This is a genomic window from Pseudomonas sp. Q1 (assembly GCF_009935975.1).
Lineage (GTDB): Bacteria > Pseudomonadota > Gammaproteobacteria > Pseudomonadales > Pseudomonadaceae > Aquipseudomonas > Aquipseudomonas palleroniana.
In genome coordinates this window covers 255,191-269,027 of record NZ_QODI01000010.1, presented here as the reverse complement: position 1 = coordinate 269,027, position 13,837 = coordinate 255,191, and the positions used below count along the sequence as shown (strand labels likewise).

At 57.8% G+C, this 13,837-nt stretch carries 17 protein-coding genes; 12 read left to right on the top strand and 5 right to left on the bottom strand.

The features are described 5' to 3' along the window. Nucleotides 1–23 precede the first annotated feature (23 nt). Complete coding sequence (locus DK870_RS17915) at nt 24–1,160, bottom strand: MFS transporter (RefSeq protein ID WP_161549294.1); 1,137 nt, start codon at nt 1,158–1,160, stop codon at nt 24–26. 98 nt (nt 1,161–1,258) lie between these two features. Here DK870_RS17915 and DK870_RS17910 point away from each other — a divergent pair, with 98 nt between their 5' ends. The 3 genes from DK870_RS17910 (at nt 1,259) to DK870_RS17900 (ending at nt 3,038) form a co-directional block, all read left to right on the top strand. Then, nucleotides 1,259–2,038, top strand: a complete 780-nt coding sequence (locus tag DK870_RS17910) for a helix-turn-helix domain-containing protein (protein WP_161549293.1) — start codon at nt 1,259–1,261, stop codon at nt 2,036–2,038. 307 nt (nt 2,039–2,345) lie between these two features. Continuing rightward, nucleotides 2,346–2,501, top strand: coding sequence for a hypothetical protein (locus DK870_RS17905; RefSeq protein WP_161549292.1), 156 nt, complete (start codon nt 2,346–2,348; stop codon nt 2,499–2,501). Between the two features lie 15 nt (nt 2,502–2,516). Continuing rightward, entirely contained in the window at nt 2,517–3,038 is a 522-nt protein-coding gene (locus tag DK870_RS17900; protein WP_161549291.1) for a disulfide bond formation protein B, read from the top strand. A 137-nt stretch (nt 3,039–3,175) separates the two neighbouring features. Here the strand turns inward: DK870_RS17900 and DK870_RS17895 are convergent, their stop codons facing one another. Further along, entirely contained in the window at nt 3,176–4,264 is a 1,089-nt protein-coding gene (locus tag DK870_RS17895) for an asparaginase (RefSeq protein ID WP_090369838.1), read from the bottom strand. Nucleotides 4,265–4,823: 559 nt separating this feature from the next. On the opposite strand from DK870_RS17895, the gene DK870_RS17890 reads away from it, so the two are divergent. The 7 genes from DK870_RS17890 to DK870_RS17860 are packed head-to-tail and all read left to right on the top strand — an operon-like array spanning nt 4,824 to nt 11,781. Beyond that, on the top strand, nt 4,824–5,783 hold the full coding sequence (locus DK870_RS17890; RefSeq protein ID WP_060756911.1) for a sugar ABC transporter substrate-binding protein: 960 nt from the start codon (nt 4,824–4,826) through the stop codon (nt 5,781–5,783). Nucleotides 5,784–5,840: 57 nt separating this feature from the next. Then, nucleotides 5,841–7,394, top strand: a complete 1,554-nt coding sequence (locus tag DK870_RS17885) for a sugar ABC transporter ATP-binding protein (RefSeq protein ID WP_060756910.1) — start codon at nt 5,841–5,843, stop codon at nt 7,392–7,394. Then, entirely contained in the window at nt 7,391–8,368 is a 978-nt protein-coding gene (locus tag DK870_RS17880; RefSeq protein ID WP_060756909.1) for an ABC transporter permease, read from the top strand. Before DK870_RS17885 ends, DK870_RS17880 begins: the two co-directional genes overlap by 4 nt. 3 nt (nt 8,369–8,371) lie before the next feature. Next, the gene (locus DK870_RS17875) at nt 8,372–9,394 is read left to right on the top strand and encodes a LacI family DNA-binding transcriptional regulator (RefSeq protein WP_060756908.1); all 1,023 of its coding nucleotides are present in this window, start codon (nt 8,372–8,374) and stop codon (nt 9,392–9,394) included. Nucleotides 9,395–9,417: 23 nt separating this feature from the next. Next, nucleotides 9,418–10,335 (top strand): ribokinase, encoded by a 918-nt coding sequence (gene rbsK, locus DK870_RS17870; RefSeq protein ID WP_161549290.1) that lies wholly within the window; start codon nt 9,418–9,420, stop codon nt 10,333–10,335. Next, nucleotides 10,332–10,736 carry a D-ribose pyranase gene (rbsD, locus tag DK870_RS17865; protein WP_104994309.1) on the top strand — a complete coding sequence of 135 codons (405 nt, stop codon included), beginning with the start codon at nt 10,332–10,334 and terminating at the stop codon, nt 10,734–10,736. The genes rbsK and rbsD overlap by 4 nt, the downstream gene beginning before the upstream one ends. Before the next feature lie 28 nt (nt 10,737–10,764). Continuing rightward, nucleotides 10,765–11,781, top strand: coding sequence for a nucleoside hydrolase (locus tag DK870_RS17860; RefSeq protein WP_161549289.1), 1,017 nt, complete (start codon nt 10,765–10,767; stop codon nt 11,779–11,781). Nucleotides 11,782–11,816: 35 nt separating this feature from the next. On the opposite strand, the gene DK870_RS17855 is transcribed toward DK870_RS17860, so the two are convergent. After that, entirely contained in the window at nt 11,817–12,023 is a 207-nt protein-coding gene (locus DK870_RS17855; RefSeq protein ID WP_060756904.1) for a hypothetical protein, read from the bottom strand. A 156-nt stretch (nt 12,024–12,179) separates the two neighbouring features. On the opposite strand from DK870_RS17855, the gene DK870_RS17850 reads away from it, so the two are divergent. Further along, on the top strand, nt 12,180–12,485 hold the full coding sequence (locus DK870_RS17850) for a hypothetical protein (protein ID WP_060756903.1): 306 nt from the start codon (nt 12,180–12,182) through the stop codon (nt 12,483–12,485). Nucleotides 12,486–12,629: 144 nt separating this feature from the next. Further along, on the top strand, nt 12,630–12,950 hold the full coding sequence (locus DK870_RS17845) for an I78 family peptidase inhibitor (protein ID WP_090369850.1): 321 nt from the start codon (nt 12,630–12,632) through the stop codon (nt 12,948–12,950). 70 nt (nt 12,951–13,020) lie between these two features. Here DK870_RS17845 and DK870_RS17840 read toward each other — a convergent pair whose 3' ends face one another. Then, entirely contained in the window at nt 13,021–13,233 is a 213-nt protein-coding gene (locus tag DK870_RS17840; protein ID WP_003234260.1) for a cold-shock protein, read from the bottom strand. Nucleotides 13,234–13,522: 289 nt separating this feature from the next. Beyond that, on the bottom strand, nt 13,523–13,837 hold the full coding sequence (locus tag DK870_RS17835; protein ID WP_081087091.1) for a hypothetical protein: 315 nt from the start codon (nt 13,835–13,837) through the stop codon (nt 13,523–13,525).

The window sequence follows — 13,837 nt, the reverse complement described above, 5'->3', positions numbered from 1 at the left end:
CCACTGACGGTTGAGCACATTAATCAGGCTGCGCGCGTTTGTTCTCTCTCGATACTCGAAAGAAGTGCCACCAAGCTACAGATCAAGATGGTCCAGCCCAGTTCCTGTGCCCACGCCACCACCATCATCGCGCCACCAATCATCAAGTAATACAAGAAACCAAACAGCGCTCCCGCTGTACCAAGGCGGTCCTGATACTTAACCAGCGCTGTTCCCAATACATTAGGAATCGCCATGCCGAACGCTAAGACCACCAGTAGCATCGGGGTGATGAACAGCCAGCTGCCTTGCAGTAACAACATAAGCAAGGCGCCGAAAAGCATCAGGCAGCTCGCAATTTCTACCACGCTGGAACCGCCTACACCGCGTTTGAGTAACCGTCTGTTTAACCACGCTCCGAGGCCCGACCCCAACGCCAGCAATACGCCGCTGTTGCCAAAGGATTCGGCCGTCATTCCCAAGTTATCAAACAGGAAAGGCCCCACGCTGTAGTAGCTGAACAGTGCAACGTTGAATGCCGCGACCAATGCGGCGGATCGCCATATCCCTGGATCCTGGAGCATTTGACCCAACGTGTTCAATAGTGGCGTCGGGGATAGTGCTTGCGGACGAGTTTCTGGCAGTTTCACCAGGCACCAAGCCAATAACACCAGGGAGAGCACTAACAAGCAGGTCAGCACGCCTGAATAGCCCTGAAGGTGCACCAGGCTGGCCCCAATAAACAAACCAATTGCCGGGCTTGCAGCCAGGGCGATGCTTGCAATGGAATAGACATGGGCCAGTTCGGTACCCGAGTAGCGGTCGCGCAGCAGTGTTTGAGTCACCACTGAGCCGACTGCTGCACCAAATGCCGCCACCGCTTGAGCGATGATCAGTGCCTCAAAGCTTTTAGCAAGCAATGCAAGTGCGGAGCCGAGCGTATAAAACGCCAAGCCTGCAAGCATGGCGGTGCGTCGACCCAGGCAGTCGCTGACCCGGCCCCAGACCAGGACGCCAAGGGCAAAGCCGATAAAAAACACTGAGAGTAATTGGGAGGTGGCCTGCGAGCCCACACTGAATACTTGCTCGATATCCGCCAGCGCAGGGCTGTAGAGCGTCTGGGCAATTTGAGGGAACATCATCAGTGTGATCGTCAGCGCAAGAAAGCTTCGGGAATTCATATACATGCACTCGATGGAAAAACGTAGCGCATTCTAAGTGTTGGAACTTTGGCGTATTATCTTGTTTTCGACAAATAATCATTGAAATCGGACAAAGCATGGCCCTCGTCAAACCCAATAGTGGCTTCGATGCCGACAGCTTCGGTGATGCGCCCGTCATCGGGCTTAGCATCATGCACCGCTACCATGACTCCGGCATGCACCAACATCACCGCGGGCAATTGATGTTTACCCAGCAGGGCAGCGCCCGAATCACTCTGGAGAACCTGCTGTGTTTGCTGCCACCCATGCGTGCTGTGTGGATACCCGCGGGGGTTAAGCATCGTGCTGTAATACAAGCAGCAGAATATCGCTCGGTGTATTTTAACCGTGCGCTGTCAGTCCCCCTGGGTGATGATGTGCGAGTGATCGAAGTCAGCCCATTGCTGCGCGCGGTGCTGGAAAGCATGACGCAAGCACCGAATGATGCCGATTGGAGCCAGGGTAAGTATGCCCACTTGTTGGCCTTGTGCCTGGTTGAGGTCGCCGATGCGCCGAGGCAACCGATTACTCTACCTTTGCCTCAAGACAAGCGCCTTGCGCCTTTGTTGGCACAACTTGAACGATTACCTCCAAATTTGCAGACATTGGTAACTCGCGTGGGGGCCAGCGGGAAGACCATTAGCCGTATCTTCCTGCGTGAGACGGGGATGGGGTATCAGCAATGGCGGCAGCAATGGCGACTGTTGCGCTGCCTTGAACTGCTTGCAACCGGACATAGCCTTGATTACTGCGCGTTTGAACTGGGGTTCTGTAACGACAGCGTATTGATCGCGTTCTTCAAAAGTTTGACTGGGACTACGCCGCGTAACTACTTCAAGAAAGGGTTGGGGGTATAGCTGTCTAGGTGGGTCTTTTGATTGATCTTGCTCCTGTGTCCATCCGGTGCGCGTAAAATATAGTTAATGCTCGTGCTCGCTATTTATCATTCGGTTGAATGTGTCATTTGTTTCACGAAACTTTCCTTGTGTGAGTGGTTGGTTGTTAATAATATTTAAATCAATAACTTCTGGAAGGCCTTAAGTGGTGTTTCTTTCAGGTCGTCGTATCGGTGGGCTGATGTGATAGAAGTAATCAGCCAGGCGCCCGTTCTATTAAACGTCGAGTGCCTGCATAGTGTCGGGCACAAGCACTGAGGAAAAAAATATGCTATTTACCCCTTTCTTTATAGCACTTGGCGCCGCCATGGCTGCCATGTATGGACGTGAAAAGCTCAGTGATGGCCTATTCTCTCTGCTTGTAATTGTGCTGTTGGTGCTCTTTATGCATAACGCAACCGACATGGTGAATGCGTCATTCTAAGACTGATGAGGTGCGATGATGAACAGGCATTTAAATGCCCTAGGTTTATTAGGCGTGTGTGTTGTCCTGATGGTTGCTTTTTTTTACCAATTTGCGCTCCATAGTCTGCCGTGTACATTGTGCAACTTGATTCGGGCAGGCTTGATTGCTCTGGGGCTGGGCTTCTTGTTTAACCTGAGGTTGGGCATCAAGAATAAACACTATAGCTTCGCTATTGTGGGGGCGCTGCTTGCAGGTGGTGTCTCACTTCGGCATATGCTGTTGCATATCGTACCTGGAGATCCGGGTTATGCAGAGACGGTATTCGGCATTCACATGTACACCTGGAGTGCGATCGCCTCAGTGGCAGCCATCGTGTATATCGCGGGGCTGATGTTGTTGCCAGAGAGCCGCTCCGTCGCTCGGATGCCGCTGATTAGCAAAGGTATCGCGGGATTGTTTGTAGCAGTTATCGCGGTGAACCTGGTGTCCATCGTGATTGAGGGCGGATTCAATCAGGACCTGACTGACCCCCAAGACTACTATTTGCTTCGTTAGCAAGTGGAGCTGCCGTCGCCCTCTCAATCGTGGCGCGTCTGGCGTTGATTTTTGGGGGGAGGGCGAGCGCTTTTATTGCAGGGGTTACGAGTGGGTAGAGGCAGATAAATCTGCCTCTACCGCAGTGTCTCCAGGAATCAGTATTCCCAGAACATCCGTTGCAGTTCCTTGCTGTCCTGGGTCTTGGTCAGGGCAACCATTGCCAGGATGCGGGCTTTTTGTGGGTTCAGGTCAAGGGCGGCGACCCAGTCGTATTTGTCGTCCGGCTGTTCGGCGTTGCGCAGCACCATGCCGCCGGCGTTGACGTGGGAGGAGCGAATGATCTGCACGCCTTGCTTGCGCAGTTCCACCAGCGCTGGAACGACCTTGGACGATACCGAACCATTACCGGTACCGGCGTGGATGATGGCCTTGGCGCCAGCTTGGGCCAATGCTTTGTAGGCGGTATCGCTTACGTTGCCGTAGCCGTAGGCAATTTCAACGTCAGGCAGGCTCTTGATGGTCTTGATGTCGAATTCCGAATCCATGGTGTGGCGCTTGGCTGGCAGGCGGAACCAGTAGGATTTGCCTTCCACTACCATGCCCAGCGGGCCCCATGGGCTCTTGAACGCTTCGGTTTTGATGTTGATCATTTTGCTGACGTCGCGACCCGATTGGATCTCGTCGTTCATGGTCACCAGCACGCCCTTGCCACGCGCATCTTTGCTGCCGGCCACGGCCACGGCGTTGTACAGGTTAAGCATGCCGTCCGCGGACATCGCGGTGCCTGGGCGCATGGAGCCGACCACCACGATTGGCTTGTCGGTTTTTTCCACCAGGTTCAGGAAGTAGGCGGTTTCTTCGAGGGTGTCGGTACCGTGGGTGATCACGATGCCGTCAACGTCCTTGCTGTCGGCCAGTTCGGCCACGCGGCGGCCCAGTTGCAGCAGGTTTTCGTTGTTGATGCTTTCGGAGGCGATCTGCATCACTTGTTCGCCACGCACGTTGGCGATCTGGGAGAGCTCGGGAACGCCGGCGATCAGTTGTTCGATACCGACTTTGGCTGCCTGATAGGTGGCGCTGTTGGCGGCACTGGCGCCAGCGCCGGCGATGGTACCGCCGGTGGCGAGGATCACCACGTTGGACAGTTTGGTCTTGGTTTCAACTTCTTTAGCGTGGGCGGCAACAGGGAACAGCAGCAGAAGGGCGAGGGCGCCCGGAACAAAGTTCTTCAATGCAGATTTCATTATTTTTCTCTCTGGTTTTTGATGAGTGCGGTGGCAGTTTCATCCAGAACACCCGGGCGACTCTGAACGCCTCGGGTGCTGAGAAGGAGCAGGATTTGTACCAGGCGGATTGTGCGCAGGGATATAAATTAACGTATTGATTTAAAACAACTTAATTTGAATTTTTGACGTTGCGAAAAGGGCGTTTGTCCGGCTTTCCGAACAGTGCGTGGGTATTTCGTTCGGTTGTCCGAAAAAGATGACGGAATATTCCTGGCTCCCGCATGACCTTGGTGTCACAGCCTGTCGTTTCGGCGCAGGACCTGGTGAGGCGATGTTCAAACACATCCTCAGGGAGCGTAACTGCGGCGCTGAGGACCTTGGATGAAAGACGGTTTACCCCGTTGACAAACCTCGACAAGGTTCTCATAGTTTGAATAACGCAAACGTTTGCGAGATGTTTCACGAAGCGCTTCTGGTGTGTCGTGACCGCTCGTTTCAGCCCCCCGGGTGGGGCGGCTGCCGAAGAGGGTTTCGGTGCAAGCGTTGCTCACAATAATCATAAGATCGGAGTGAACCCATGAAGCTGCCATTTGCTGGACGCCTTCTTGCTGTCGCTGTGCTCGCCGCCGCATCCGCTGCCCTGCCTCTCTCCTCTGCATTTGCCGATGATGCCGCCGCCAAACCCAAGGTCGGCCTGGTCATGAAGTCCCTCGCCAATGAATTTTTCGTCACGATGCAGGACGGTGCCAAGGACTACCAGAAAGCCCACGCCGCCGACTTCGACATGATCACCAACGGCATCAAGAACGAAACCGATACCAGCGCGCAGATCGATATCGTCAACCAGATGATCCTCGCCAAGGTTAACGCCATCGTGATTGCTCCTGCCGACTCCAAGGCGCTGGTCACCGTGCTGAAGAAGGCTTCGGACGCGGGCATCAAGGTCGTCAACATTGATAACCGCCTGGACCCTGACGTCCTGAAAAGCAAAAACCTCGACATTCCGTTCGTAGGCCCGGACAACCGCAAAGGCGCCAAGCTGGTAGGCGATTACCTGGCCAAGCACCTGACCTCGGGTGACAAAGTCGCGATCATCGAAGGCGTACCCACCACCACCAATGCCCAGCAGCGCACCGCAGGCTTCAAGGATGCGATGGACGCTGCCGGTATGAAGATCGTTTCCACCCAGTCCGGCAACTGGGAAATCGACCAGGGCCAGAAAGTGGCGTCCGCCATGTTGAGCGAACACCCAGACCTCAAGGCACTGCTGGCCGGCAATGACAACATGGCGCTGGGCGCTGTGTCTGCCGTACGTGCCGCAGGCAAGACTGGCAAAGTGCAGGTGGTCGGCTATGACAACATCGAAGCCATCAAGCCGATGCTGCAAGACGGCCGTGTACTTGCGACCGCCGACCAGGCTGCTGCCCAGCAAGCCGTGTTCGGTATCCAGAACGCGCTCAAGCTGGTCAAGGGTGAGAAAGTCGATGCCAAAGACGGCGTGATCGAAACCCCTGTCGAACTCGTCCTCAAGAAGTAATCCTGGCAGTACCCAACAGCGTCCGCTCGTCCTGAGCGGGCGCCTGGAGATTTTCCTATGTCATCTTCCGCCCCGAACGCTGTCCTCTCGGTCAGCGGTATCGGCAAAACCTATGCCCAACCGGTTCTGGCCGACATCACCCTGACGCTCAATCGCGGGGAAGTGCTGGCGCTGACCGGTGAAAACGGTGCAGGTAAAAGCACGCTGTCGAAGATTATCGGCGGCTTGGTCACGCCGACCACCGGGCACATGCAGTTCAACGGTCAGGATTACCGCCCGGCCAGCCGTACCCAGGCCGAAGAGCTGGGCGTGCGCATGGTCATGCAGGAACTCAACTTGCTGCCGACGCTGACCGTGGCCGAAAACCTGTTCCTGGATAACCTGCCCAGCCGGTGCGGCTGGATCAGCCGCAAGCAACTGCGCACGGCCGCAATCGAAGCCATGGCCCAGGTTGGCCTGGACGCCATCGACCCGGACACCCTCGTCGGCAGCCTGGGTATCGGGCATCAACAAATGGTCGAGATTGCGCGCAACCTGATCGGCGATTGCCATGTGCTGATCCTCGACGAGCCCACGGCCATGCTCACCGCGCGTGAAGTCGAGATGCTGTTCGAGCAAATCACCCGCTTGCAGGCTCGCGGCGTGGCGATCATCTACATCTCGCACAGGCTCGAGGAGCTGGCCCGTGTTGCCCAGCGCATTGCGGTACTGCGTGATGGCAAGCTGGTCTGCGTCGAGCCGATGGCCAACTACAACAGCGAGCAACTGGTCACCCTGATGGTGGGCCGTGAGTTGGGTGAGCAGATTGACCTGGGCCCGCGGACCATTGGTGGTCCCGCCCTGACCGTGAAAGGGCTGACCCGTTCGGACAAGGTTCGCGATGTGTCCTTTGAAGTGCGCGCCGGCGAAATCTATGGCATCTCCGGCTTGATCGGCGCCGGCCGCACCGAGCTGTTGCGCCTGATCTTTGGTGCCGACCTGGCCGACAGCGGCACCATTGCCCTGGGCTCGCCTGCCCAGGTAGTGAGCATTCGTTCGCCAGTGGACGCGGTGGGGCATGGGATTGCCTTGATCACCGAGGACCGCAAAGGTGAAGGTTTGCTGCTGACCCAATCCATCAGTGCCAACATCGCGCTGGGCAACATGCCCAAGATTTCCGGTGGTGGCGTGGTGAACAACCGTGACGAAACCGCCTTGGCCAAGCGTCAGGTAGATGCCATGCGCATCCGCAGCTCCAGCCCGGCGCAATTGGTCAGCGAGCTGTCGGGTGGCAACCAGCAGAAAGTCGTGATTGGTCGCTGGCTGGAGCGCGATTGTGCGGTGATGCTGTTCGACGAACCGACCCGTGGCATCGACGTTGGTGCCAAGTTCGACATCTATGCCTTGCTGGGCGAGCTGACTCGCCAGGGCAAGGCGCTGGTGGTGGTGTCCAGCGATCTGCGAGAGCTGATGCTGATCTGTGATCGGATCGGCGTGCTCTCCGCCGGACGCCTGATCGAAACCTTCGAGCGCGACAGCTGGACCCAGGACGAGCTGCTTGCCGCCGCCTTTGCCGGCTATCAAAAACGTGATGCGCTGCTCAACGACGCAGTGCTTAGGGATACCCCATGAAAACAATAACTTCCCCCGGCAAAACCGGCGGTAACTTCTACGGCCTGGGTACCTACCTGGGCCTGGCCGGTGCCTTGCTGGCGATGATTGCGCTGTTCTCGGTGCTCAGCGACCACTTCCTGTCCTATGACACCTTCAGCACCCTGGCCAACCAGATTCCGGACCTGATGGTGCTTGCGGTGGGCATGACCTTCATCCTGATCATCGGCGGTATCGACCTGTCGGTGGGCTCGGTGCTGGCGTTGGCCGCATCGGCGGTCAGCGTGGCGATTCTCGGCTGGGGCTGGAGCGTGTTGCCGGCCGCCATACTCGGCATGGGTTGCGCAGCGCTGGCCGGCACTATCACCGGCTCGATCACCGTGGCCTGGCGGATTCCGTCGTTCATCGTCTCGCTCGGTGTGCTGGAAATGGCGCGGGGCGTGGCCTATCAGATGACCGGCTCGCGCACCGCTTACATCGGTGACTCGTTTGCCTGGTTATCCAACCCGATTGCCTTTGGTATTTCTCCGTCGTTCATCATTGCGTTGCTGGTGATCATCGCGGCGCAACTGGTGTTGACCCGTACGGTATTCGGTCGCTACCTCATTGGTATCGGCACAAACGAGGAGGCTGTGCGTCTGGCGGGGATCAATCCCAAGCCCTACAAAATCCTGGTATTCAGCCTGATGGGGTTGTTGGCCGGTGTTGCGGCGTTGTTCCAGATCTCGCGCCTTGAAGCGGCAGACCCGAACGCCGGTTCCGGCCTGGAGCTGCAAGTGATCGCCGCTGTGGTGATCGGCGGTACCAGCCTGATGGGCGGGCGCGGTTCGGTCATCAGTACCTTTTTCGGGGTGTTGATTATTTCGGTGCTGGCGGCTGGCCTTGCGCAGATCGGTGCTACGGAACCCACTAAACGCATCATTACCGGTGCTGTCATTGTGATTGCCGTGGTCCTCGATACCTATCGCAGCCAGCGCGCCAGTCGGCGGGGCTGAACCATGGCAACGATCAAGGATGTGGCGGCGCTTGCGGGTATTTCCTATACCACGGTGTCCCATGTGGTGAACAAGACGCGCCCGGTCAGCGAGCCGGTACGCGTCAAAGTCGAGGCGGCGATCAAGCAGTTGGACTACGTGCCCAGCGCCGTTGCGCGCTCGCTCAAGGCCAAGACCACGGCCACCATTGGCTTGCTGGTGCCCAATAGCCTCAACCCGTACTTTGCGGAGCTGGCGCGGGGCATCGAGGATTACTGCGAGCGCAATGGCTACTGCGTGATTCTCTGCAACTCCGACGACGACGCTGAAAAACAGCGCAGTTATTTGCGCGTGTTGCTGGAGAAACGCGTCGACGGCTTGATCGTGACGTCCGTGGGCGGCGATGACAGTGGTCTTGCGGCCGGCTTGAGTGCGGTGCGCACGCCCATGGTGATTGTCGACCGGGCGCTGGATGGCATTGATGTCGATCTGGTACGCATCGATCACGAAGAGGGCGCTTATCTCGCCACCCGCCACCTGCTGGAACTGGGGCATCGGGACATCGCCTGTATCGGTGGCCCGGTGCATACCCGGGTAGCACAGATGCGTCTGGCGGGTTACCAGCGCGCGTTGCGCGAGGCGGGGGTCGAAGTGTCGGCCAGTCGTATCCTGGAAAGTGACTTCACCAGCACCGGAGGTTACGCCGCAGCCGTGCAGTTGTTGTCGGGAAACCCGCCCAGTGCGATTTTCGCCAGCAACGATATGATTGGTTTTGGCGTGCTGCGCGCCGCCGCGGAGCGCAATCTGCGTGTGCCGGGCGAGCTGTCGGTGATCGGTTTCGATGACATTCAGATGGGGCGCTATGTCTACCCCGCGCTGACGACGGTCGGGCAGTCGATCCTGCAATTGGGCGAGACGGCGGCCGAATTATTACTGCAACGAATAGCAACCCCCCAACTGCCGATCGATCAACGCATCGTGACGCCCAGCATTGTTTTGCGTGAGTCGACCGCGCCATTGGCCGATGTGTTCGCCCAATACCGCTGAACCGAATTGATGAGTACTGATGTATGCCAGCAAAAGTAGTGGTAATAGGCAGCTTGAACATGGACCTGGTCACTCGCGCCAGTCGTTTGCCACGTGCCGGTGAAACCCTGATCGGCCAGACGTTTTCCACCGTTCCCGGCGGCAAGGGCGCGAACCAGGCCGTCGCAGCGGCCCGTCTGGGGGCGGATGTCGCGATGGTCGGTTGCGTCGGCACTGACGCCTACGGCAGCCAATTGCGGGAAGCGCTGCTGGTGGAGGGGGTCGATTGCCAGGCGGTCAGTGCCGTGGAAGGCTCCAGCGGTGTGGCGTTGATCGTGGTGGATGACAGCAGCCAGAACGCCATTGTGATTGTGGCGGGCAGCAACGACCAGTTGACGCCAGCGTCTCTGAAAAGCTGCGACGCGGTGTTGCAGGCGGCAGATGTGATCATCTGTCAGCTTGAGGTGCCGATGGATACCGTTGGGCAGGCGCTCAAGCGGGGGCGTGAGCTGGGCAAGACAGTCATTCTCAACCCCGCCCCGGCAAGCGCACCGTTGCCTGCCGAGTGGTATCACTCGATCGATTACCTGATCCCCAATGAAAGTGAGGCCACCGCCCTCAGCGGTGTGACGGTCGACTCGCTCGACAGCGCCAAGGTCGCCGCGACCGCGCTGATCAAGGCGGGGGCGGGCAAGGTCATCATCACCCTTGGCGCCCAGGGAGCACTGTTTGCCGACGGCAAAGGCTTCGAACAGTGGGTGGCGCCGAAGGTCAAGGCGGTCGATACCACGGCCGCCGGCGATACCTTTGTCGGTGGCTTTGCCGCCGCGCTGGCCGCAGGCAAGAGCGAGGCCGAGGCGATCCGTTTCGGCCAGGTGGCGGCGGCGTTGTCAGTGACCCGTGCCGGTGCTCAGCCATCCATTCCTACACTGCAAGACGTACAAGGTTTTGTGCCCTCATGAAAAAGACACCTTTGCTGAATATCGCCCTGTCGCGGGTCATCGCATCGCTGGGCCATGGTGACATCCTGGTTATCGGTGATGCGGGTCTGCCGGTGCCTCCCGGCGTGGAGCTGATCGACCTGGCGCTGACCCAGGGTATTCCGGATTTCATCAGCACCTTGCGCATCGTGCTGAGCGAAATGCAGGTTGAAAGCCACGTGCTGGCGGAGGAAATCCTGCTTAAACAACCGCCTGCACTGGGCGAGCTTGATACGCTCGCAGAGCAGGCGGCGCTGGGTGAAAGGCGCCTGCTCAGCCATGACCAATTCAAGCAACTGAGCCGCAATGCCCGTGCGGTCGTGCGCACGGGCGAGTGCCAACCTTATTGCAATATCGCGCTGGTGTCCGGCGTAACGTTCTAGCGTCCCCCCTTATGACAAGGAGTGTTTTATGCATACCCTGAAAAACCTGTTCCGGAGTGTTCTGCTTTTGTCCGCGCTCACTGCTGCAAGCGCCCAAGCGGCGGAAAAAATCGACCTGATCATCGACACCGACCCTGGGGCCGATGATGTGGTGGCGTTGCTGTTTGCCATGGCCTCGCCGGAGGAGTTGAAGATTCGTGCGCTGACCACCGTCGCCGGTAATGTGCGCCTGGACAAGACCTCTCGCAATGCGCGCCTGGCACGTGAGTGGGCCGGGCGCGAAGATATTCCGGTGTACGCAGGTGCGCCAAAACCGCTGCTGCGCACACCGATCTACGCAGAGAATATTCATGGCAAGGAAGGGATTTCCGGCGTCACCGTGCACGAGCCCAAGAAGGGCCTGGCCGAAGGCAATGCCGTCGACTACCTGATCAAGACCCTGAGCAGCGCCGCGCCGCACAGCATCACCATCGCCATGCTTGGCCCACAGACCAACCTGGCGCTGGCGTTGACCCAGGCGCCGGAAATCACCCAGGGCATCAAGGAAGTCGTTGTGATGGGCGGCGCGCATTTCAATGGCGGTAATATTACGCCCGTGGCCGAGTTCAACCTGTTCGCCGATCCGGTCGCGGCTGAGATTGTGCTCAAAAGTGGTGTGAAGCTGACTTACCTGCCGCTGGACGTGACTCATAAGGTCCTCACCAGCGACGCCCGTCTTAAAAAGATTGCCGACCTGAATAACAACGCGAGCCAGGTGGTCGGCGCCATTCTGAATGAGTATGTCAAAGGCGATATGGAGCACTACGGGATTCCGGGTGGTCCGGTCCATGATGCTACCGTGGTGGCGTACCTGCTCAAGCCTTCGCTGTTCAGCGGCCGCGAGGCCAATATGGTCGTAGACAGTCGTGAGGGCCCCACCTTCGGCCAGACCATCGTCGACTGGTACGACGGCCTCAAGCAGCCGAAGAATGTGTTCTGGGTCGAGAACGGCGACGCCCAGGGCTTTTTCGATCTGCTGACCGAGCGCCTGGCGCGTCTGAAGTAGGGTGCTTGACCCGGTCGACGTTCGTCGTCCGGTCCTTAATCGCGCGTTTGCGCCCCCATGTAGTCGGCCGGGTATTTCTCGAATACCTGGCCGATGAACGCTTGTGCCGCCTGTGTGCCCAGTTCCTTGACCAGCAGGTCGATACCAATGATCGCCAGTTCTTCAGCGCTTCCAGGGCTGTAGGAGCTTTGGCCTTGGGGCCATTTGGCTTTGATATCGGCTTGGAGCGTTACGGTGGTCATGGAAATCTCACGGGCTGAAAATACGAGGTAATGCACTGGAAAGCGGTTCCAGCGGGCGCAGTTAAGCATTTTGCGGGGCATTTGGCACTGCTACTTAGGCATGAGGGAGGGGGCTGTGCGACACTGGCGCCCTGTTTAACGGCCGGGAAACTGCGCGTGCAAATCGATTTGAACAAGCCCGATAACCTTACGCTGGAGGCTGTGCGCCAACTGCTTGGCAGCGCCAGTGACGATGAACATACCCAATTGCGGGTCAGCAAGGCGGGCATCGCCTACATTTCGTCAGGGGTGGTCGGAGGGGCTGAGGTTGATGGCCTGCTGTTTCGCCTGGAGACCTGGGCCAAAGGGTCCGGCTATGTCGGCATCGTGGCGGCCAGCGATGAAGTCTGGGTCATGCAGATTTTCAACGCGCTCAAACAGAACTGGCCAAAACCAGCGTCTGACTACATCGACATCTACTGAATACGTTCATATCTAGTCACGATTGACCGGGCGCCTGCCGGCCGTGAGTCAGGCAGACTTGCGCGCAGGCGGTTAACGTCTTGAAACCAATCGCCTTGACTGCTGTCGCACGATCTCTGTCCATTTTTTATCATAGGAGGCTTCATGCCTTGGAAGCTCGCATCATTCGGTACTTTGTTGGCAGCACTCGCGTTGGCGGGTTGCAGCACCCCGGGTGCCTCTGAGCCAGGCAAAGATGCCACCGTGACCGATGCCGGTCATAGCCGCTGTGAGTCGAAGGCCGCCGAGTTCGCGATCGGCCAGAAAGCCTCGCCGCAACTGCTGGAGCAGGCGCGTACGCGTGCCGGCGCGCAGAACGCACGTATCCTCAAGCCCAACGATATGATCACGCTGGAGTATCGCTCCGACCGCTTGAACCTGAACACCGACGACAACCTGGTGATCACGCGGGTCAATTGCGGCTGATAGCGCCTCTTTTGTAGCGCCCATAAAAAACCCCGTCACATGGACGGGGTTTTTTTAGCTCAGCGGGGAATTACTCGCCGCGAACTTGTGCAGCTTGCATACCCTTTTGGCCTTTCTCAGCCACGAAGGAAACGGTTTGGCCTTCTTTCAGGCTTTTGAAACCGTCGCTTTCGATAGCTTTGAAGTGTACGAACAGGTCGTCACCGCCACCTTGAGGAGTGATGAAGCCGAAGCCTTTTTCATCGTTGAACCATTTAACGGTGCCGGTTTGGCGATTAGACATGGTGTATCTCCAAGAAACATATATTTTCAGTAGTACTGTGCTGCTCAGGCCAACTGGGCACACCGAGCTATCATAGTCGAAATGTTCGACTTGGGAGCCCCCCCAAGGCACTGTTTGCTCATCAATAGCGCTGCATTGCGGGTTTGGATCGGCTGAAAGCCCCGATCTACGGGGCTTTGGCTCGAAATATCAACTGATAAAAAAAGCCGTAAAAGCTGCGTATTTTGTGAGAAATGGCAGTTTTTGGGCTGTTTTGCTCAGCGCAAAGCAGTGGTGTCAGTGGAAAATCTTACTTTTTCTTCACGACTTTGCAGGACGAAATTGCCGCGACGGCTTTGTTTTTAAGCTCCGGGCTGGCGTTCTGGTTGGTCATGAGTTCCTTGATTTCGGCGGTGCTCAATTCTGCGTTGATCTTGTCAGCGCCGCATTCGCAGTGAGTCTTTGCGGTTTTGGCATCCACGTTCTGGCTGGCTGCCGCGCTGCAGTCATTAATAAAGCTGTCCCGTGCGCCCGCTGGCCAGTTCGAGGGGGCTGCTGCCTGCGCACCGAGCGAAAGGAGGGTCAGGGAGGCAGCGAGGGCGAGGCTGGAGGTAAAACGCATCAT

Excerpts from the sequence above, each read along its gene's own strand:
- DK870_RS17900 (WP_161549291.1), top strand. The coding sequence starts at position 2,517 with ATGATGAACAGGCATTTAAATGCCCTAGGTTTATTAGGCGTGTGTGTT.
- DK870_RS17905 (WP_161549292.1), top strand. The coding sequence starts at position 2,346 with ATGCTATTTACCCCTTTCTTTATAGCACTTGGCGCCGCCATGGCTGCC.
- DK870_RS17875 (WP_060756908.1), top strand. The coding sequence starts at position 8,372 with ATGGCAACGATCAAGGATGTGGCGGCGCTTGCGGGTATTTCCTATACC.
- DK870_RS17855 (WP_060756904.1), bottom strand. The coding sequence starts at position 12,023 with ATGACCACCGTAACGCTCCAAGCCGATATCAAAGCCAAATGGCCCCAA.
- DK870_RS17845 (WP_090369850.1), top strand. The coding sequence starts at position 12,630 with ATGCCTTGGAAGCTCGCATCATTCGGTACTTTGTTGGCAGCACTCGCG.
- DK870_RS17860 (WP_161549289.1), top strand. The coding sequence starts at position 10,765 with ATGCATACCCTGAAAAACCTGTTCCGGAGTGTTCTGCTTTTGTCCGCG.
- DK870_RS17835 (WP_081087091.1), bottom strand. The coding sequence starts at position 13,837 with ATGATGCGTTTTACCTCCAGCCTCGCCCTCGCTGCCTCCCTGACCCTC.
- DK870_RS17880 (WP_060756909.1), top strand. The coding sequence starts at position 7,391 with ATGAAAACAATAACTTCCCCCGGCAAAACCGGCGGTAACTTCTACGGC.
- DK870_RS17890 (WP_060756911.1), top strand. The coding sequence starts at position 4,824 with ATGAAGCTGCCATTTGCTGGACGCCTTCTTGCTGTCGCTGTGCTCGCC.
- rbsK (WP_161549290.1), top strand. The coding sequence starts at position 9,418 with ATGCCAGCAAAAGTAGTGGTAATAGGCAGCTTGAACATGGACCTGGTC.
- DK870_RS17840 (WP_003234260.1), bottom strand. The coding sequence starts at position 13,233 with ATGTCTAATCGCCAAACCGGCACCGTTAAATGGTTCAACGATGAAAAA.
- rbsD (WP_104994309.1), top strand. The coding sequence starts at position 10,332 with ATGAAAAAGACACCTTTGCTGAATATCGCCCTGTCGCGGGTCATCGCA.
- DK870_RS17915 (WP_161549294.1), bottom strand. The coding sequence starts at position 1,160 with ATGAATTCCCGAAGCTTTCTTGCGCTGACGATCACACTGATGATGTTC.
- DK870_RS17885 (WP_060756910.1), top strand. The coding sequence starts at position 5,841 with ATGTCATCTTCCGCCCCGAACGCTGTCCTCTCGGTCAGCGGTATCGGC.
- DK870_RS17910 (WP_161549293.1), top strand. The coding sequence starts at position 1,259 with ATGGCCCTCGTCAAACCCAATAGTGGCTTCGATGCCGACAGCTTCGGT.
- DK870_RS17895 (WP_090369838.1), bottom strand. The coding sequence starts at position 4,264 with ATGAAATCTGCATTGAAGAACTTTGTTCCGGGCGCCCTCGCCCTTCTG.